General features: G+C 71.7%; 13 protein-coding genes and 15 tRNA genes. 19 read left to right on the top strand and 9 right to left on the bottom strand.

Annotation, left to right across the window (positions count from 1 at the left end):
* The first annotated feature begins 434 nt into the window (after positions 1 to 434).
* The 18 genes from WMF39_RS30820 (at position 435) to WMF39_RS30735 (ending at position 7,313) form a co-directional block, all read left to right on the top strand.
* Positions 435 to 508 (top strand) — tRNA-Lys (locus WMF39_RS30820).
* Between the two features lie 94 nt (positions 509 to 602).
* Positions 603 to 674, top strand: a tRNA-Asn gene (locus tag WMF39_RS30815).
* Positions 675 to 773: 99 nt separating this feature from the next.
* Positions 774 to 846: transfer RNA gene (locus WMF39_RS30810), tRNA-Pro, on the top strand.
* A gap of 12 nt (positions 847 to 858) precedes the next feature.
* Positions 859 to 933, top strand: a tRNA-His gene (locus WMF39_RS30805).
* A 98-nt stretch (positions 934 to 1,031) separates the two neighbouring features.
* Positions 1,032 to 2,711 (top strand): TROVE domain-containing protein, encoded by a 1,680-nt coding sequence (locus tag WMF39_RS30800; RefSeq protein ID WP_437740058.1) that lies wholly within the window; start codon positions 1,032 to 1,034, stop codon positions 2,709 to 2,711.
* Between the two features lie 184 nt (positions 2,712 to 2,895).
* Positions 2,896 to 2,967, top strand: a tRNA-Arg gene (locus tag WMF39_RS30795).
* A gap of 75 nt (positions 2,968 to 3,042) precedes the next feature.
* Positions 3,043 to 3,166 (top strand) — tRNA-OTHER (locus WMF39_RS30790).
* A 7-nt stretch (positions 3,167 to 3,173) separates the two neighbouring features.
* Positions 3,174 to 3,245, top strand: a tRNA-Asp gene (locus tag WMF39_RS30785).
* A gap of 4 nt (positions 3,246 to 3,249) precedes the next feature.
* Positions 3,250 to 3,319, top strand: a tRNA-Trp gene (locus tag WMF39_RS30780).
* Positions 3,320 to 3,461: 142 nt separating this feature from the next.
* Positions 3,462 to 3,533, top strand: a tRNA-Ala gene (locus tag WMF39_RS30775).
* Between the two features lie 178 nt (positions 3,534 to 3,711).
* Positions 3,712 to 3,782 (top strand) — tRNA-Gly (locus WMF39_RS30770).
* A gap of 99 nt (positions 3,783 to 3,881) precedes the next feature.
* Positions 3,882 to 3,955, top strand: a tRNA-Glu gene (locus WMF39_RS30765).
* Between the two features lie 82 nt (positions 3,956 to 4,037).
* Positions 4,038 to 4,111: transfer RNA gene (locus WMF39_RS30760), tRNA-Pro, on the top strand.
* A 45-nt stretch (positions 4,112 to 4,156) separates the two neighbouring features.
* Positions 4,157 to 4,230, top strand: a tRNA-Pro gene (locus WMF39_RS30755).
* A gap of 15 nt (positions 4,231 to 4,245) precedes the next feature.
* Positions 4,246 to 4,327 (top strand) — tRNA-Leu (locus tag WMF39_RS30750).
* Positions 4,328 to 4,331: 4 nt separating this feature from the next.
* A tRNA-Leu gene (locus tag WMF39_RS30745) sits at positions 4,332 to 4,404 on the top strand.
* A gap of 60 nt (positions 4,405 to 4,464) precedes the next feature.
* Positions 4,465 to 4,983, top strand: a complete 519-nt coding sequence (locus WMF39_RS30740; RefSeq protein WP_437740057.1) for an HNH endonuclease — start codon at positions 4,465 to 4,467, stop codon at positions 4,981 to 4,983.
* Between the two features lie 113 nt (positions 4,984 to 5,096).
* Positions 5,097 to 7,313, top strand: coding sequence for a protein kinase domain-containing protein (locus WMF39_RS30735; protein ID WP_437740056.1), 2,217 nt, complete (start codon positions 5,097 to 5,099; stop codon positions 7,311 to 7,313).
* 65 nt (positions 7,314 to 7,378) lie between these two features.
* On the opposite strand, the gene WMF39_RS30730 is transcribed toward WMF39_RS30735, so the two are convergent.
* From WMF39_RS30730 to WMF39_RS30715, 4 genes are all read right to left on the bottom strand, one after another.
* The gene (locus tag WMF39_RS30730) at positions 7,379 to 7,954 is read right to left on the bottom strand and encodes an HPF/RaiA family ribosome-associated protein (protein ID WP_437740055.1); all 576 of its coding nucleotides are present in this window, start codon (positions 7,952 to 7,954) and stop codon (positions 7,379 to 7,381) included.
* Positions 7,955 to 8,030: 76 nt separating this feature from the next.
* The gene (locus WMF39_RS30725; protein WP_437740054.1) at positions 8,031 to 8,330 is read right to left on the bottom strand and encodes a hypothetical protein; all 300 of its coding nucleotides are present in this window, start codon (positions 8,328 to 8,330) and stop codon (positions 8,031 to 8,033) included.
* Positions 8,331 to 9,001: 671 nt separating this feature from the next.
* The gene (locus tag WMF39_RS30720; RefSeq protein WP_437740053.1) at positions 9,002 to 10,060 is read right to left on the bottom strand and encodes a hypothetical protein; all 1,059 of its coding nucleotides are present in this window, start codon (positions 10,058 to 10,060) and stop codon (positions 9,002 to 9,004) included.
* Positions 10,061 to 10,114: 54 nt separating this feature from the next.
* On the bottom strand, positions 10,115 to 11,728 hold the full coding sequence (locus tag WMF39_RS30715) for a DUF4215 domain-containing protein (protein ID WP_437740052.1): 1,614 nt from the start codon (positions 11,726 to 11,728) through the stop codon (positions 10,115 to 10,117).
* Positions 11,729 to 12,020: 292 nt separating this feature from the next.
* On the opposite strand from WMF39_RS30715, the gene WMF39_RS30710 reads away from it, so the two are divergent.
* Positions 12,021 to 12,989 (top strand): ornithine cyclodeaminase family protein, encoded by a 969-nt coding sequence (locus WMF39_RS30710; protein WP_437740051.1) that lies wholly within the window; start codon positions 12,021 to 12,023, stop codon positions 12,987 to 12,989.
* A gap of 9 nt (positions 12,990 to 12,998) precedes the next feature.
* Here the strand turns inward: WMF39_RS30710 and WMF39_RS30705 are convergent, their stop codons facing one another.
* The 5 genes from WMF39_RS30705 to WMF39_RS30685 all read right to left on the bottom strand — a co-directional run bounded on the left by WMF39_RS30705 (position 12,999) and on the right by WMF39_RS30685 (position 18,578).
* Positions 12,999 to 14,207: a formylglycine-generating enzyme family protein gene (locus WMF39_RS30705; RefSeq protein ID WP_437740050.1), complete on the bottom strand. Its 1,209-nt coding sequence runs from the start codon at positions 14,205 to 14,207 to the stop codon at positions 12,999 to 13,001.
* Positions 14,208 to 15,082: 875 nt separating this feature from the next.
* The gene (locus WMF39_RS30700; RefSeq protein WP_437740049.1) at positions 15,083 to 15,385 is read right to left on the bottom strand and encodes a hypothetical protein; all 303 of its coding nucleotides are present in this window, start codon (positions 15,383 to 15,385) and stop codon (positions 15,083 to 15,085) included.
* Between the two features lie 85 nt (positions 15,386 to 15,470).
* Complete coding sequence (locus WMF39_RS30695; RefSeq protein ID WP_437740048.1) at positions 15,471 to 16,535, bottom strand: hypothetical protein; 1,065 nt, start codon at positions 16,533 to 16,535, stop codon at positions 15,471 to 15,473.
* 260 nt (positions 16,536 to 16,795) lie between these two features.
* Positions 16,796 to 18,400, bottom strand: coding sequence for a serine/threonine-protein kinase (locus WMF39_RS30690; protein WP_437740047.1), 1,605 nt, complete (start codon positions 18,398 to 18,400; stop codon positions 16,796 to 16,798).
* A 31-nt stretch (positions 18,401 to 18,431) separates the two neighbouring features.
* A complete protein-coding gene (locus WMF39_RS30685; RefSeq protein WP_437740046.1) occupies positions 18,432 to 18,578 on the bottom strand; it encodes a hypothetical protein in 147 nt (48 codons plus the stop codon).
* Positions 18,579 to 18,746: the final 168 nt, after the last annotated feature.

The raw sequence follows: 18,746 nt of genomic DNA, 5'->3' as shown, positions 1-18,746 counted from the left end.
TAAGCACGCGTCGATCGACGACGTTCGCGAAGGCCGCCTCGGGAAACCCAGGCGGCCTTCGGCGTTCTGGGGGCTTGTGGGCTGTCGGCTCGTTGCGGCTATCGGCCCGCTCGTGGGCTGGAGATCTGCCGTGGGCTGTCGGCCTGCCGGTGGGCTGGAGAGCTGCTGTGGGCTTTCGGCCTGCTGTGGATCGCAGGCTGCCGGCGGGTCGAGGAGATGAGTTGTCTTGCGCGCGGCGCGCTACGTCGTCGCGCGCTGCGGTGGGGGAGTTGCGCCCGGAGAAAGGAGGCGCGGCAGAGAATGCGTTGGGAGCATTCGATTCGAGAATGAGCGCCGCGGCGCGCGTTCGCGGCGCCCGGTAATGCTTTCGCGGAATGGTCGACGTGCATTGGCTTGCCGACACAGCAGGCCAGGCGGAGGTGCGCCCTCCGCGCGGACCCGTAGCTCAAATGGATAGAGCAGCCGCCTCTTAAGCGGACGGCTGGAGGTTCGATTCCTCTCGGGTCCACCTGTCCTCGTCGGCGCAGCCGCGCCGGCGTCGGGGACACCTGATCTGTGACAATTTAGGATGACGTAGATGGAGGCGCGCTGCGCCTCCATGTTCCGGTGTAGCTCAATGGCAGAGCGCCCGCCTGTTAAGCGGGTGGTTGGAGGTTCGATTCCTCCCGCCGGAGCCGCGCCCCCATCGCGGGAGGCAGGCCCGTTTCGCTCACGCGAGGCGCCGGCTCGCCGCCAGCCGGGGGCGCGTCGGCGCCTCGTTCGAGCTGGCGCTGCGGGATGTAGCCTAGTGGAAAGGCGCCTCATCTGGGGTGAGGAGATCCGCCGGTTCGATTCCGGCCATCCCGACGATGGTTTGCGTGGGTGTTTCTCTTCTGGTGAAGAGGGCAGGTTGTGACCCTGCGTAGGCGGGTTCGATCCCCGTACGCCCACCCAGGACGGGTCGAACGGGCTCGGTTATCTTTGGGAGATCAACCCGAGCACGCTCTTTTATCCGTCCTCTTTTGCCCGGGGTCCGGGCCGGAGGTGGTGTGATGGCCGATTATCTGAAGCACTTCGCCGCGCTGGTCACCCCCCAGCGGCAGAAGGCCCGCGCCGATCAGGTGAAGAACAGCGCCGGCGGCTTCGCCTTCGCCCTCGACGAGTGGGCGAGGCTCGACCGCTGGCTGATCCTCGGCGCCGAGGGGGGGACCTACTACGCGACCGAGCGGAAGCTCACGGTGGAGAACGCCCGCGCCGTCGAGGCGTGCCTCGCCGCGGACGGGCCCCGCGCCGTGCAGCGCATCGTCGACATCAGCAGCTCGGGGCGAGCGCCGAAGAACGCGCCCGCGATCTTCGCGCTCGCGATCGCCGCCGCCGACGCGAAGCTCGAGACCCGTCAGGCCGCCCTCGCGGCCTTGCCCGAGGTGTGCCGCACGGGGACGGATCTCTTCCACTTCACCCGCGATGTGCAGGGGTTTCGCAAGTGGGGGCGCGGGCTCCGGTCCGCCGTCGCCGCCTGGTACAACGACAAGCCCGTCGACAGGGTCGCGTACCAGGCGATGAAGTACCAGCAACGCGACGGCTTCAGCCACCGCGATCTCCTGCGGCTCGCGCACCCGGTCGCGCCGACCCCGCAGCACGACGCCCTTTACCGCTGGATCGTCGGCGGCATCGAGGCGCTCGGGAAGGAGTCGGCGCGCGGCAAGGCGCTGCCCATGACCGATCTGCCGGACGCGGTGCGCGCGTTCGAGTCGCTCCGCGCGGCGACGAACCGCAAGCAGGTCACCGCGCTGATCAGGCAGCATCGCTTCACGCACGAGATGCTCCTGACCGAGTGGAAGAGCGACCCCGCGGTCTGGGAGGCGCTGCTCGAGCACATGCCTCAGACAGCGCTCCTCCGGAACCTGGGGAAGATGACCGCGATCGGCCTGCTCTCGCCGATGAGCGACGCGTCCCGCAGGGTGGCGCGACAGCTCACCGACGCCGGGCGCCTGCGCGCGGCCCGGGTCCACCCCATCGCCGTGCTCTCGGCCCTCAAGGTCTATGAGCAGGGCCACGGCGAGCGCGCTCGCCGGCGCGCCAACGCGCTCTCGTGGACCCCGGTCCGCGAGATCGTCGACGCGCTGAACGAGGCGTTCTACCTCGCGTTCCGGGCGGTCGAGCCGACGGGGAAGAAGCACCTCCTGGCGCTCGACATCTCCGGGTCCATGACCAGCGGCTCCATCGCCGGCGTCCCTGGCTTGACGCCGCGCGTGGCGAGCGCAGCCATGGCCATGGCGACGGCGAGGATCGAGCGCGAGTACGGCGTCGTCGGCTTCTCGGCGGCGTCGGGCGGTTACGGCGGCAAGTGGGGCGGGGGCGTCTCCGGCCTCACGCCGCTGTCGATATCGCCGGAGCAGCGCCTCGACGACGTGCTGCGCGCGGTGGGTGGCCTCCCCTTCGGCGGCACCGACTGCGCGTTGCCGATGGTCTGGGCGAAGCGGAACCGGGTAGAGGTCGACGCGTTCGTCATCTACACGGACAACGAGACCTGGGCGGGCGGCGTTCACCCGTTCCAGGCGCTCAGGGAATACCGGCAGGCGATGGGCCGACCGGCCCGGCTGATCGTCGTCGGCATGACGTCGACCGGCTTCTCGATCGCCGATCCCACGGACCCCGGCATGCTCGATGTCGTGGGGTTCGACGGGGCGGCCCCCCAGGTGATGGCGGATTTCACCCGGGGTGTCTCGTGACAGGCAGCGTGACGGACGGGCTCCGCCGGCCCGTCCGTCCGACGAGGGCGCCTCACGAGCGCCCTCCTTTTGCAGGACGCCGCCATGATGGATGGCGCCTGTCCTTCACCCTTTGCCCGGGATCTCCCGGGCCTCAGAGGGACAGTTCTCGTGGTTCGACTCCAGCGTCCCGCTCTCAGCAACAGCCCCCGAGCCCGAATGGATAGGGGCCGGCCTACGAAGCCGGTCGATGCGGGTTCGAGTCCCGCCGGGGGCGCCGGGATCCTCTCTCCGTCGCCCGCTCTCTCGCCCGATCCGGGCCGGAGGACGACGGTTCTCGGATCCCGACCTTGCCGCCGTAGCTCAGCCTGGTAGAGCACCTGACATTCCGCTCTCCACCATTTGCCCGATCCGGGCCGAAGGAGGACGGTTACCCGTTAATCTGGATGACGCGGGTTCGAATCCCGTCGGCGGCGCTGGTTTGCCCTCGTATGCATCTGGTGAGGCAGCCTGATTGTCGATCAGGTGAGGGGAGTTCTATCCTCCTCGGGGGCGCCTAGGGGTGTGCGTCATGGAGACGGCGGAGCCTCCAAAACTCCTGCGAGAAGGTTCGATTCCTTCACGCCCCGCCGCAAAAAAAGGAGCGCGATGATCCCAATAAGAACGATGAGTGATCGTCCAATGGGCGAGGAGGTAAAGGAGGTAACGGACGTGGGGAGACAAGGAGATGGATGTTCGATGATGAAGATCTGACGCCAGAGCCGCTGGCTCGGGGTGATAGTTCAACCGGGAGAACACTGCCTTCGCACGGCAGGGATCGAGGTTCGACCCCTCGTCGCTCCACCGGACGGGCCAATGCTCGTGGGTTACCATGCCGCTTGGCAGTTCCCCCTTGGGGCCTCCCCACGGCGCCCTTTGCCCGTTCGTTCGTCTCGTTGCCGAGGCGGGCCGCCGTCCGGCGGCCGCACACGATGTGCGGGCGCGCGGCGCCCGGCGGCCCGCCTCTTTTTTCGATGAACCCGCGGTGGTAGCTCAACGGTAGAGTGCGAGCGTGCCAGGCTCGCGACGGGAGTTCGATTCTCCTCCACCGCTCCTGTCAGGGGCCGCCCCTCGCGGCGCTCTGCGCCCGCGACATCGCGGCGCCGGGGCCGCAGGTCGGCTCTCCTGTTCATGTGCTTATCATGTGTCCCTGTCCCCATCTCGCTAGAGGCTCAGGCGGCCGGATTTTCGCTCCGGAGGCGCGGGTTCGAATCCCGCTGGGGACACCGGGCCGCTCCGCTCGCCAGCGTGCTCCTTCGGGCGCCCGCGCCCGAGCGAGCCTGCCAATTCCATCTTGATGATAGATTTCTGGGTGTGGCTCAACCTGGTAGAGCACCGGCTTCGGGAGCCGGGGACTGGGGGTTCGAATCCCCCCACCCAGACCGCGGAGGGGCGACAGCTCCGCCGCGACGCACGACGAAGACCCTCTGGGTGTGGCTCAACCTGGTAGAGCACCGGCTCGGGGAGCCGGGGGCTGGAGGTTCGAATCCTCCCACTCAGACCGCGTCGCGCGGACGTCACCGTGACGGAACGGCATACGTGGCAGGCTGAGATCCTGCGCCCTTCGGGGTATGTGGGTTCGAGTCCCACCGGTGACACCCTGCCCGGGTGGCGAAACGGCAAACGCTGCTGGCTTAGACCCAGCCATCTGGGGGTTCGACTCCCTCCCCGGGCACCGATTGCGTCTAACCTGGAGTGACGTCATGAAGAGAAAGAGACGATAGAGAGGTGGGCCATGACCGCGCAGACGCTGCTTTTGACGCCATGGATGGTGCCCCATAAGGTCATCCCCTGGCAGACCGCCGTCACGATGAGCTTCCTGGGCAAGGTGGAGGTCATCGAGGTGTACGACGATGTCATCCGGTCGCCGTCGCTCTCCATCAACGCGCCTGCGGTGGTGCGGCTGAAGCGGCCGACGCTGGGGATGAAGCGCGGCGTGAAGTTCTCGAGGCTCAACGTCCTCCTGCGCGACGGATTTTGCTGCCAGTACTGCGGCGTGAAGAAGGTGGCCCGTGAGCTCAACTACGATCACGTCATCCCGCGTGTGCAGGGTGGCAAGACCGTCTGGGACAACATCGTCGCTTCCTGCTACGCGTGCAACTCGGCGAAGCGGGGGCGCACGCCGGAGCAGGCCGGCATGAAGCTGCTCCGCGCCCCGGTGAAGCCGAAGTGGCTGCCGCCTGCGCCCGTCATGGGCCTGAGCGAGCGGCGCATCCCGGAGGTGTGGGCAGGCTACTGCGCGAGCTCGGGGTGAGCTGAGCCCCTCACGCCGGCGCGCCCGCGGCCCGTCGTGCAGACGGCGGGTCGGGCGCGCCGGCGCGCGTCGGGGCTTCCGCCGGCGGCCGCGCGGGTGCAGGATGGGCAGGCATGGAGACGCGTCAGGCCGAAGGCCGCGCGGAGGACGAGGACGCGCCGTTCCCCGCGATCCTGCGGGGCTGGCTCATCGAGGGAGAGCTCGGCCGCGGCGGGATGGGGCGCGTCTTCCGGGCGCGGCACCCGAAGACGCGGGCGCGGGCGGCGATCAAGGTGCTGCTCGGCGACTACGCCCGCCGGCCGGACGTCGTGGCTCGCTTCCGGCAGGAGGCGATCGCCGTCAACATCATCAACCACCCCGGCATCGTCCGTGTCTTCGACTCCGGTGAGGTCGAGGACGGCTCTCCCTACATCGTGATGGAGTACCTGGATGGGCGGGGGCTGCGCGACTGGGTGCAGGCCGTGCCGGCCGCGGATCGGCCGCGGCAGGTCGTGCGGCTCGGCTACCAGATCGCGTCGGCCATGGCCGCGGCCCACGCGTCCAAGGTCGTCCACCGCGATCTGAAGCCGGAGAACATCATGGTGATCGACGACGAGCTCGCCCCCGGGGGCAGCCGCGTCAAGATCCTCGATTTCGGCATCGCGAAGGTCCTCTGGGGCGGCCTCCCCGAGGTGCTGGAGCTGGACGCGAGGGGCTCCCTCGCGCCAGCGTCCGTGCCCCCGCTCCGCACCGAGCTCTCTGCGCCGACGGCGCCGACGGTGGGGATGGCGCCCGACCCCGAGAGCGCCGCCGGCTGGGCGGGGATCGCGAGCGGCCCTGCGAGCGACGCGCGCACGACGGCGGAGCGCGAAGAGAGCTCGACGGCGGAGAGCGACCCGCGCGAGGACGACGCGCTCCGGAGCCTTCCTCGCGTGAGCCTCGAGAGGCCTGCGATCCAGGTCTTCCCCGCGCCGGTCGAGATCCCGCCCGGGGTGGTCTCTTCTGCTGCAGGGCGCGTGTCCATCGAGCCCGCCGGGCCCGCGTCGAGCGGCGGGGGCGCGGGACAGCCCACGATGCCGTTCACGCAGGAAGGCGCGTGGGGCCTCGGGACGAGGAGCTACATGGCGCCGGAGCAGGAGCGCCACTCCGGGAGCGTCGACGTCAAGGCGGACGTCTACTCCCTCGGCGTCATCCTCTACGAGCTGCTCGAGGGGCAGACGCCCGACGCGCCGCGCGGCGCGTGGCCGCCCCCGATGAGCGCCGCCACGCCGCCCGATCTCGTCGCCCTCGTCCACCGGGTGCTGTCGTTCGACCCCGATGCGCGGCCGCGCATGGCGGAGGTGGCGACGGCGCTGCACCGGCTCGGCCGGGCGAAGAAGGAGCTCGACGAGGCGCTCTCGAGGTGGGTCGCGAGCGGCAGGGCGCCGAGGCTCCTGCCGCGCGGAAAGGCGCTGCACGAGCTGTCCGCGTGGGCCCGGGACATCGACGACCTCTCGGGCCTGGAGCGCAGCTTCCTCGACGCGGCCCTCGGCGCGGAGGCCCGCCGCGAGCGGCTCACGCGGGTGCTCCTTGCGCTCGGCGTGGTCTTCCTGATGGGCATGGTCGCGACGACCACGGTGTTCTGGGTGCAAGCGACGCGGGCGCGGGCAACGGCCGAGGCCGCCGAGCGCGCCGCGCGGGAGCACAGCCGCCTCGAGGCGGCCGCGAACTCCTCCGCGCAGGAGGCCCTCGCGAAGATGACCGAGGCGCAGCGCGCCACCGAGGAGGCGCTCGCGCTCGCGATGAGGGCGAGCGACGACGCGAAGAGCGCCAACTCCGCCAGGGACTCGATGACCGAGGCGAAGCGCCTGGCCGAGAGCGCCGAGCTCCGCGCGAGGCGCGCGGCGCAAGCCGCGGCCGCCGCGAAGGCAGAGGCGGACGAGCGCTACGAGCAGTCGAGGAGCGCCATGGAGCGCGAGATCGCCGGGCTCGAGGGCGACCGCGAGCGCCTGTCGGCGCGGCTCGGACAGGCCGAGGACGAGCGCGAGAGGGTGAGGGCCGCCCTCGGCTCGAGAGAGCACGAGCTCAGGGCTGCCCTGTCGGAGCTGAGGCGCGAGTCCACGCGCGTGGGCTTGCTCGAGCGCAGGCTCGACGAGGCCTCCGCGCAGATCGACGCGCTGGAGAGGCAGAACGAGGAGTGCGCCCTGCGGCAGCGCAGGGCGCAGCCGCAGCCAGAGCCTCCCGCCGACGAGGACATGCCCCCTGCGAAGGAGGAGAGAGAGGAGAGCGCGACGCCGCCGGCCGAGCCTCCGGCGGACTCGAGGCCTCGGCCGGCGCCCCGCTGGCGGTGGCGACGCGATACGACGATATAGCCGCCGCCTCGGCGGACAGCGGGAGGCGGGGCTCGCGCCGCGCGCCCGAGCCCCGCGCGTTCGGGCTAGCTGAGCGTAGGTATCTCCTCGCTGCCACGGTTGCCGCCGCGCGCGTCCACGACGCGCACGCTGCTCGCCTGAGGCCCCTCGTTGCCGTCCTCCTCGGTGTAGGCGACGCCCATGCCGACCCTCAGCTCGGAGAACGGAGCCGATACGATGCTTCGCTCGTGGAAATAGATCTCCCGACCATCGATCGTCGTGATGAACCCGTAGTCGTTGAACAGCTTCGCGATGACGCCGGCCGTGTCCTGCGCCGGGTGTGCCTTCACCTCGCTCCGGTGCTCGTCCGCGAGCTTCTTGAGCTGGCGACCGGCGCGCTGGAACACGTCGCGCACCGCCGCCGGCAGCAGGTTCCTCGCGGCCCGCTCCTCGCTCACGATCTCGTGCTTGCCGGCCACGTGGAGGTCGACGCGCACGCGGTACTCTCCGCCCGTGCCCATGCTCGCGTGGTCGCGCTCGACCACCACCGCGCAGCTGTTGATGTGGTCGTTGAAGCGCTCGATCTTGTTCGCTTGCTCCCGGATCAGCTCCTCGAGCGAGGGGCTTTTGCCGATGTGTCGGAAGGTGAGCTCCACTTGCATGCTCTCTCCTTTCATCCTGCGTCGCTGGGACGCCTCACTGCAGTCGCTATGGGTCGCTGATCCGTATCAGCCGATTTCAGCACGTGGGTGGGAGTTCCGGTCCAGGCGCCGGGCGCTGCCCCGGCCTCGCGGCTCTCCGCGCGATCGCTCGGAGAGCGCGCCGCTCCGGGGCTGCCCGATCGACGGCGTCGCGCGGCAGCCGGGCCTCCTCAGGCAAGACCGGGATCTCCCGGAGATCGGCCGAGGCGACGCCCCGCAGCCGACGCGTCGGCTCCTCGATGTCCTGCGCGCGCTTCACGCCGGGATCCAGGGGGGAGGGCCCGCCCCCGAGGTCCTGCCCGCCCACGTGGCTCGGCTTCATATCACGCTGTAGCATCGTCGGTATGCGTCTGCTTCGCCGGAGGCGCAGGCTCGGAGGGATTGGCCCTGCGACCGTGAACACCTCGCGCGTGCTCGGCGTGATCAGGTAGCAAGTTCGCTGCCATGGCCGCTCAACCGAGCAACAGCCGCGCGGCGCGCTCCTTCACGGTCGAGCGCGCCAGGCGCGCGCGCGGAGGCGCAGGCTCTGCGCGGAGCGAGCCAGTTCTTGCGTCCCTCGTGCATCTCCAGGGTGGCAAGGGGGTGTGGCATGAAGCGACGGGGCGCCCTCTCCTGGGGCAGTTTGCGACGTGCGGCGCGCTTCACGTCGTTCCATGGCGTCTCGTCGGCGCTCCATGCGTGTCGGGTCCGGGAGCGGTGCCGCCCGCTCCTGACGAGCTCTGCCACCAGGGGGCGCCGCGAGGGGCGGCGGCCACGACGGGCCCTCACGGAGCGCGGAGCGACGCGAAGGCCCGCCCGCCGTGCCGATCGGGAGCACGTGCGCACGGCGCGTCGTTGTGTCGTCGTGCGGCGCAGGAGCAGCGACAGGATGGCGTGCACGAGGGCGAGCGCCCGCGCCGCGAACGTCGCTGCACAGCCGGCTCGCGCTCCTCCGCTCGGCCTGCCACGTGCGCCCGAGCTCGCCTTCGTGCTCGCCGTTGGCTCGAGCTCGCTCCTCGGCGCGCCGCTTCAGCGGATCTCGAAGACGTAATCCGTGTCGTAGGTGCGGACGAAGAGCTTGCCGTCCTTCTCGACGAGGAACTCGGGGCCGCTCTTCAGCGGCAACTTCGAGACGACCTTGCCGGTGGCGCGCTCGAGGATATAGAGGAAATCCGGCTCGGCCGTGAAGCCGTATCCGCAGAGGAGGTGATCTCCATGCAAGACGAAATTCTCGGCGTTGCAGACGAGCGGCGCGCTCTGCCAGAGGAGCTGTCCCGAGGCGAGCTCGATGGCCGACAGGTAGGCGTTTTTGCCCTTCGATGAGGCCGCATACGTCCTGTGCCCCGACGAGACGTAGAGCACGCCGTCCTCGACCGCGGCCCAGCCGATGCTGCCCTTCACGAAGTCGGCTTCCTTGGGATCGAACTCAGGCGGCATGAGGAAGCTCTCGAAGTCGAAGAAGGCGACGATCGAGTGCGCCGCGTCGAGGATCGCGGCGAAGCGCGCCTCGGCGAAGTTCGGGCCGTAGAGCAGCGCGCTGTGGTCCCCGTGGCCGATCGCCTTGACGAGCGCTTGATCGCGGTAGCGCTCGGGAGCGAAGGAAGGGAAGGTGTCGCTCGCCCCGCGCGCGTCCGCGCTCGGCGCCGGCGTGATCATCGGCAGCGCGAGGCCGTTCGTGGTGAACCATGCCGCCTCGTCCGTGATCTGGTTCTTCTTCTCGGCGACCTTCACGAGGCGCGGCGCGGCGGAGCTTCCGGTCGGCGCGCGCCGGAAGAGCGCCGCGCCGAACGGCGGCGGCGGGAGCCTCACCGGCGACCGGCTATCGAGCGACGCGCCGTCGCCCGCGGCCACCAGCGCCGGCTGCCCGTTGCCGCCGCGGGGGGGCGGCGCGGGCCGCGGCGGCGGGGCGCCGTCGTGAGGCGCCGACGTCGCGGCGCTGGCGCTGGCCGCGCCGGGGGGCGCCGCGGCGTCCTGGGAGGCGCGGGCGGGGGGCGCCGAGGCCGGCTGGCACGCGCCTACGGCGAGCAACGCGGCGGCGAGCCAGCGCGCGGGGCGAGGTGGCTGAGGCGGAGGCGGGGCGGCGAGCACGCGCGCAGCGTACCGCATCCGCCCCGGCGAGAGGGCGCTCCCAGGCGCGGGAGCTCAGCCGGCGGGCGTGAAGGAGAGGTTGAGCGTGTAGGGGCCGGCGTCCGGCGAGTTGTACGGCTCGACGAAGATGAACAGCGGCACGCCGCCGTCGACAGTGATATCGGTCCTCTCGTCGCGGCCTTTGATCTGCTCCTCCATGCACGCCAGCTGGCGGCCCGTGCAGCCCGCCCGTACGTAGAAGCCCTGGTCGGTCTCGGAGGACAGCACCACCCTGAGCCTGCCAGCGCTCGGCGGCGTGACCGCGTGGATCCCCTCCCGCATCCCGGGCCTGGTGCAGGTGCCGTCGAACACCATCGTCCCGCTCGTCGTGTCGCCCCGGTTCTCGCCCAGGACGGCCACGGGCGCGTCCGCGCAGATGTCGTCGAGCTCCCAGGTGCACTCGGCGGAGCAGCCGTCGCTGCTGACGGTGTTGCCGTCGTCGCACTCCTCGGGCCGGCTGACGGTGCCGTCCCCGCAGGTGGCCGGAGAGAACGAGAGCTCCAGCGTGTACGGCCCTGCGCCAGCGGACGTGACGGCGTCGACGAAGATCGGCACCTCCTGGTCCTTGCTCACGACGATCGCGATTTCAGGCCCGGCACCCGAGGGGGCGATCTTGTCCTGGCAGGCGAGCTCGGTGGATCCGTCCGCACACGCCGTGCGGGCGTAGAGGACGTGATCCCCCGCTCCTGACTGGAGCACGACGCGGAGCGTGCCCGACTGCCCAGCGGGGGGCGTGAACAGGTGGACCTCCTCGGGCCCCACGCCCCCGCAGGTGCCTTCGAACACGCGCGTGCCCAGCGACGTATCGCCCTCGATCGTCGCCGTCGTCGCCGGCGCCGCGTCCGCGCAGGCTGCGTCGACGAGCGGGCGGCAGGTCGCGGTGCAGTCGCTGTCCGCGCAGTCGACGCGCTCGTCGCCCTCGTCGTCCTCGCCGTCGGAGCAGTCCGTCTCGCCGAGCTTGCAGAGGCCATCCAGCGTGTCGCACACGCCGAGCGTCCGGCACTGCGAGTTCTCGGTGCACCCAGGGATGCACGCGGTGAGCTCGCCCCTGATCTCGCCGCACCGGTAGCCGTCGCGGCAATCGTCCGGCCCGCTGCACAGAAGGAGGCACAACCCCAGGCCCTCGCCGAAATCTTCACAGAAGCCGCCGTTGGGACAGTCTCCCACGGCGGGATCGCACTGGCCCGCGCAGGCTCCGGACGGCCATCCCCACTCGCGCTCGGTGATGCAGTAGTCCTCGGGGCAGGCCGCATCGGAGGTGCACGCCGCTCCATAGGGCGTGGGGCTCGCTCCGCCGGAGCCGCCGGTGCCCGTGGGCTCGGCGCCACCCGCGCCGCCGGTGCCCGTGGGCTCGGCGCCACCCGATCCGCCGGTGCCCGTGGGCTCGGCGCCACCCGCGCCGCCGGTGCCCGTGGGCTCGGCGCCGCCGCTGCCGCCCGAGCCCGCGGGCTCGGCGCCACCGCTGCCGCCCGTGCCGGTCGCGCCCGACGCACCGGCGCCGCTGCCCGTGGGCTCGGCGCCGCCGGAGCCGCCGGCGCCACCTTCGCCACGTTCGCCGTCATCGCCGCCGCACCCAGCGGTCGTCGAGAGCGCGAGCACAAATAGACCTGCAACGAGTCGTACGTTCATCCACCCGCTCCACCAGAAGAGAGATTGTCGAGACGTGAGATGCACTCCACCCCACGGCGCAGCGCCGCACCATCTTCAGTGCAACGGCTTCGCCTGCCAACCCCTGGTTCACGGCATCCGTGTTCGTTGGCGCGCTGCGTTTGCCGCGGGCTCGTCATGCGCGATCCGCGCCGGACAGCGGGCCGTTTCGCGGAAAGAAGGCGTACCGAGGCGGCGCGCGTAGCATGCGAGCCCACCGGCCCGCCGCCGGAACACGTGCGTTCGGTGGCACCCTCGCGTACGGTCGCGTCCGATGAAGCCCGAAAAGACACTGCTCCTCTCCCAGTCCGATGTGGCCTCTCTCCTCGCCATGGAGGCGGCCGTCGCCGCGGTGGAGGCGGCGTTTGCGGCGCATGGCCGCGGCGAGGCTGCGATGCCGCCGAAGGTCTATCTGGGGCTCCCGGCCCACGACGGTGATCTCCGTGCGATGCCGGCCTACGCCGACGGCGCGGCTGGTGTGAAGTGGGTCAACTCGCACCCGAAGAATCCTGCGCGCTTCGGTTTACCGTCCGTGATGGGGCTCTACATCCTGAGCGATCCGGCCACAGCGGTGCCCCTCGCCGTGATGGATGCGACGCGCCTCACGGCGGTGCGGACGGGCGCGGCGGCGGCGATCGCGTCGAAGCACCTCGCGGGGCCGAACCCGAGGACGCTCGGCTTCATCGGTTGCGGCGTGCAGGCGCGCTTCCTGGTCGACGCCCACCGCGCCGTCTACGGCGATCGGCTCGAGGTGCTCACCGCGGACGTGTCGCGCGAGGCGAGCGAGCGGTTCGCGGCCGAGTCGGGCGGGCGCGCGGTCTCGGTGGAGGAGGCCTCCGGCTGCGACATCCTCTGCACGTCCACGCCCGCCCGCGCGCCGGTCGTGCAGCGCGCGTGGGTCCTTCCGGGGGCGCACATCAACGCGATGGGCGCCGACGCGCCCGGCAAGCAGGAGCTCGATCCGGGCATCCTCCGGGACGCGCGCGTGATCATCGACGACTGGCACCAAGCGACGGAGAGCGGCGAGATCAACGTGCCGCTGCATGCGGGCGTCCTGCGCCGCGAGCACATCCAGGGGACGCTCGGCGAGGTCGTCGCGGGTAAGCTGAACGGGCGCGGCGACGCGGCCATCACCGTGTTCGACTCGACCGGGCTTGCGATCCAGGACGTCGCGCTCGCGCGGGTCATCTACGCCGCCGCGCGCGAACGGGGCGCCGGGACGGCGTTCGACTTCTTCGGCTGAGCGCGGCCGCTACGGCGTCCTCGCGCACCGCACGCCGAGGCTGTAATAGGGCGCCGACGGCGCGACGCTGACCCGCTCCGACGTCAGCAGATAGCTCGGCGTGCCGAAGCTGCTCCCGCCGCGGACCACCCGCTTCGAGGTGTCCGTCAGGCTGGCGCAGTCGACGCATTCTGCCGGATAGGTCCCGTACCCATCCAGCACCCACTCCCGCATGCTCCCGCCGAGATCCGCCTGCGTCCACCGCCCGTCGCCCTTCGGCGAGCGGGACCCGACGTGCGCGATGTCGCTGAAGTCGCTCTGGAATGTGCAGCCGGGCGCCGCGCTCTCCCTGCAATCGTAGGAGGCGTAGCTCGCGTCGATGGTCGTCGACTCCGGCGGATTCGACCACGGATACTGCCGCTGCTCGCCCCCGCCGGCCGCCGCGTAGTTCCACTCGGCTTCTGTCGGGAACCGGCCCCCGTCCCACGCGCAGAACGCGAAGGCGACATACCAGCTCACGCAGTTCATCGGCAGGTGCTCCTGGGCGCCCGCCTCCTCCGTCCACGTCCGCATGTCCGCGTTGTCCGGATTGCACATCACCGCTGCTCGCAGCGCCGCCGCGTCCGGGGGCAGCTCGTTGTTCCAGGCCGGGTTCCACCCGCTCCCCTGGATGCCCGGGCGCGCTCCCGCGTCGGCCGCGGGCTGGCTGCCGGGGTACGCCTCGACGAACTTCCGGAACCTCCCCACCGTCACCTCGAAGCGATCCAGGCGGAAGTCGCTCACCGTCGCTGGATATGCAGCATCGTTGCCGCGGTCGAATGTCCCCCCGGGCACCACCGCGCTCGCGCAGCAGCTCTCGCTTTCGCCCGGCCCGCACGTCGATGGCAGCCCTTCGCAGCTCGGGGGCGTCGTGCACGTCCCTCCGCTGCACACGGGCGCCTCCGCAGGACACGGCTCCGGGGCGTCCCACTGACCGCGGTCGTTGCACCGCTCTAGCCGGTTGTCCGAGCACCGCGCGTCGCCGCGCGTGCACTCGCCGGCGCCGGCGCCGCCGCCGCCGCTGCCATTGCCGGCGCCGCCGCCGCCCGAGCTTGCGTCGCCTCCGCCGGAGACGGTGTCGCCGCCTGCGCCTTCGAACGGGTGATAGTCCTTGTCCAGCCCCAGTATCGCCGTGCAGCCGCTTGCCATGAAGGCCGATGCCGCCCACCACCACCACCGACGCGTGCGCTTGCTCTTCATATCTCCTCTTTGGCCGCTCTCCCCGCGCTGTCCACCGCGGCGCGCGCCCGCGATCTTACCCGGCGACGCGCGCGGCTGCGCCGCCTCCAGCGGTATGGCCGCGCTCGACGCTCTTCACTCTTTTGGAACGAGCGGGTCGGCGTGACGACGGCCGCCCTTTGCGGCCGACCTGCAGCCTCCCCGCTGAGGGATCCCTCACATCTGTGGCGGAGTTTAACGGTTGGGCGTCACGGAGATCGAGATCTTGAGCTTCAAGTAGGCTCGAAGCGAGAAATTATGCCTGTCGAGTGAGTGGTCGTCGTCGCTGACCGGAGTTGTCTCGGTAGGAGGCGACCAGCGAGCCTAGCGCGTTTCCCGTTGGTCGGAGCGACATCATGACGACGCGCGCGACGAATTCGATCAAGCTTGCCCCTCACGAGAGCCAGCCCCGGCGCTGTCGACGCAGACCGAAGGATCTGCGTTTCGGTATGGGGCTTTCGGCCACGCACATCCATGATGCCCAGCGGCGTGATCGCTTGCTGCTCGCTGCCATCGCGAACGCACTTCCGACGTTGCTTGGGGCTGCTGCCGAGGAGGCGGATCTCGACCGGTTTCTCAGGGTGAACACGGTGAAGCGTCGCACCATTCACGCTTCCGCCAGGGGGCCTACGGGTACGGCTGCATCCCGACGATGCGAGAAGAGTGGCTGCGTCCACTCCTGATCGGCGCCAGGAGCCTGCTGGCGGTAGCGTTTCCCAGCTCCGTTCACGTTCGCCAGCGTCAGCAGCTCCCTTGCGCGCCGAGGACTGCCCCCGCCGGCCCTGCCCCCAGCACGCCTGCGCTGATCCACCGCCGGCTCGATCCGGCTGCCGGGCCGGCTCCGGGGCGGCGTGGGTTCAGACGGGCGCTGGGCCGCCGCCGTCCTGCGCCGAAGCCGCCGGCGGCGCCGCGGCGGGCGCGGGTGCAGGCGAGGCTTCGGGCGCAGCGGCCGGCGGCGCGGGGGCGGTTTGGGGCTGGCGCGCGGATGTGCCGCGCTCGGCGGAGACGGCCGGGAAGCGCTCCGCGGCGGCGGGGTCGTCCCGCTCCAGGTAGCGGCCGAGGTGGAGGAGCTCGACGTAGGCAGAGAGCCAGTAGGTATACGCCCGCTGCCGGAGCGCTGACGGACGCCGGGTGGGCCGCGGGAGGCGGCGCCGTTCCACAACGTGCGCCAGTCCGGCTGGCCTGTGGACGAAGAGGCAGTCCAGTTCCCCAGGAACTGCTCTTACGAAGGCGCTATCGTCGGCGTCAGAAGCGCCCTCGCGCGCCGAACATGGCCCCTTTTGGCCCTGCCTCCAGCACGCCTGCGCTGATCCACCTCGGGCTCGCGGTGACCGCCGGTGGCGCGGTCTTCGGCTCGGTGAGGTACAGGACGAGCGCCGTCCCGGCCCCGACCAGGCCCACCGCGAACCCGATCGTGCTCACCGTGGCCAGCATGTTCGCGCTGTCCCCGGCGTCGCGCCCTGTCGTGTCGCATGCCTTCGGGTCCGCGGCCTGGATCCCGCTGCCGCAGTGCTCGTCGATGGTGTCCTTCTTGCCGAGCACGATCGCGCCGGTGATGCCGCCCAGCACGAGGCCTGCCGCGCCGAGCCCGCCCGCCAGATAGAGAGCCGTTCGGCGGCCTGCGGGAACCTCCGGCGCGCCCGGCGGGGCCGGCGCGGGCGCCGGCACGATCGCGGGTGCCGGGGATGTCGGAGGGGACGCGGGGGCCTGGGCGGCCGGCGCGTCCTTCAGCGCCAGCGTGAGCTCCTTCGTCTCGCCCGCCGCGATCGTGACGTGTTGTTCCCGGACGGGCCCTCCCGGCGCCTGGATCGACACCCGGTGATCTCCGGGGTCGACCGGCAGCGCGACGCCCAGCGCGGCCTCGCCCAGCACGGACCCGTCGCGCCGGACCACGGTGCCTGCCGGCGCACCCGGCGGCAAGGAGAGCGCGAGCCTCGGAATCTGGGGCGAGAGCCGGTCGCGCTCCTCCATCGCGAGCTTCGGCCGCTCGCCTTGACGGGCCTGCTCGGCCGGCTTCATCCGATCGAAACGCGCCAGGTAGTCCTTGAAGCGCGCGACCGCCGTGGCGATGCGGCCCCATCGGGCCTCGCAGGACGCCAGCGTGAAGAGCGTGCCGGGCTGAGGGTCGATGCGCTCGCTCTCGGCGAGGGCCTTGCAGCCCGTCTCGTAACGGCCTGCCTGCATGTCGGCGAGCCCCCGCTCGAAGAGCGCCTCGGCAGCGGCGATGTCCTGCGCCGCCGCAGGAGCCGAGAGGGAGAGCACGCCGAGGGCGGCGAGGAGAGGGGCGGAGCGGCGGAGACGAGGGGGCATGCGCTGGCACTCGGCGGGTGAGGAGAGAGCGGGAGACGCGCCGTCACGAGCGCGGTGGGCGGGCGGATTGGAGCACGACGGCGGAGAGGTGGGAAGGAGGGGAAGGAGAGGGGAACGGGGCGCTGTGCCGTGCCTTCATGACGGCGCTTGAACCGCTCGCAGACGAGGACACGCTCGGCCCGCAGGGGGCGAGCCGGCGTTGCCACCGAGGCGGAGCTCGGCGCGCAGGGGGCGAGCCGGCGCTGCCACGGAGGTGCAGCTCAATACCGGCCGTACGGGGAGGGGGAGGTGGATGTCGTTTGCTGCGGCGCGGGCGGCTTCTTGTCGCCCGAGGGCGGCCTGGGGCCCGATGCCGATGGCTTGGCCGCGGGCTCCCGTGGCGGCGCGCCCGGGCGGAGCGTTGTCGGCGCGGGGGCCGTGGAGGCTCGCACCACCGCCGTGGACGGCGCGCGCGGCGCCGTCGCCGGGGGGCGAGGAGGCGTCGCTGCGGCGGTCGGTTCCGGCGCCGCGGGGGCCGGCTCGGGCGCCTGCGCGAGGGCCGGCTCGGGCGTCTGCGCGAGGGCCGGCTCGGGCGCCGACGCGGGCGCCGGGACCAGGGTCGGCTCGGGCGCTGCCGCCGTCGACTCCGGCGCCGCCGCAGCCGTCGTGACGGCTGCCGCGGCTGGCTCGACGCCACGGCTGGCGCGCAGCACGAGCCAGCCGCCGCCCAGCAGCACGAGGAGCCCCAGCCCCGAGAGCCCCGCAACGAGCGGGGCGCGGCTCGGTGTCAACGACCTGGACAGCATGCCGGACACCGCGGCGCCGGTCGAGCTCCCCACGTGCGCCGGACCGGACGAGCGCGCGTCGCGCTCCGGGCCCGCGCTCGTCCTCGTCGCCGCCACCGGCTCGGCCGTGAAGAGGGCGGGGGCCACCGCCGCGGTGGCGGGGGCGGTTCCGGGCCAGGACGGCGCGCTCGGGAACGTCGCCCGGCTGCCGCCCGCCGGGACGCCGAGCACGTCGCCGAGGGCCCGCACCGCCTCCGTGGCCCGCTGGAACCGCGCCGCGGGATCGACCGCCGTGGCCCGGGCGAACCACGCGTCGAAGGCCGGCGGCAGCGCCACGCCCATCGCGCGCGCCCGCTGGACCGGCGGCTCCTGCGGGCCGCGGACGGCGATCATCGCGAACGCGAACACGCCGTCGACGCTGCTCGCCTCGGGATCCCAGTACGAGGCGCCCACGAGCAGCGTATAGGCCATCATGCCGAGCGCGAAGACGTCCGCGGCGCCGGTGAGCCTCGCGCGGCCGTGGAACTGCTCGGGGGGCATGTAGAGCGGCGTGCCGAGGCTGCTCGTGGTGCCCGCCGCGGTCGCGCCCTCGGCGACGAGCTTGGCGATGCCGAAGTCGAGGATCTTCACGCGGACCGAGCCGTCCTCGCGCTGCGACAGGAAGAGGTTCGCGGGCTTGAGGTCGCGGTGCACGATGCTCGCCGCGTGGGTACGGTCGAGGGCCAGCGCGGTCTGGTAGAGGTAGGTGACGGCCTCGGCGGGCGGCAGGCGGCCGGCGCGCTTGATGCGCTCGCCGAGCTCCTCGCCGCGGAGCAGCTCCATGACCAGGAACGGCATGCCGGTCGCCTCGTCGACGCCCGCGTCGAAGACATCGACGATGTGCTCGCTCTCGACCTTGGCCGCGATGCGCGCCTCTTGCTTGAAGCGGGCGCGCATCTGCTCGCTCTGGAAGAGGTGAGCGTGCATGACCTTGAGCGCGCGGCGGCGCTCGGTCTCGAGGTGAATCACCTCGTGGACGGCCCCCATCGCGCCGGCGGCGATGAGGCGCTCGACGCGGTAGCGGCGCGCGAAGACCGTCCCCTCCGCAAGGATGACCGACACGAGAGGAGGCTCACGCGCCGGGCGGGCGGCGTCAAGGGGACGGGAGCCGGTACGAGGCCTCGACGAGGTGCTCGGTGACGTCGAGGCAGGCATGGAGGAGGCGGTCGCCGACCGTGAAGCGGTGATCGCGGGGGAACTTGGCGACCCGCTCGGCCATCCAGGCGAGGAGCGATTCCATCCGGGCCGCGATCACCGGCGCTGCTGCCGGGCCGGGGCTCCGCCCCCGGACCCCCGGCTTCCCGCGCTACGGCTGCCATCGCCCGACATCGGCGGGGATCCGTGCTCGAACAAGGGTTCAAGGATCAAATTTCAATGGAAGTGATACATTAAGCAATATCTGTGTCAT

It is taken from the genome of Sorangium sp. So ce1504 (assembly GCF_051521635.1).
Classification (GTDB): Bacteria; Myxococcota_A; Polyangia; order Polyangiales; family Polyangiaceae; genus Sorangium; species Sorangium cellulosum_B.
Note: the sequence above shows the minus strand (reverse complement) of the source record. Positions and strands in the feature narration are given on the sequence as shown.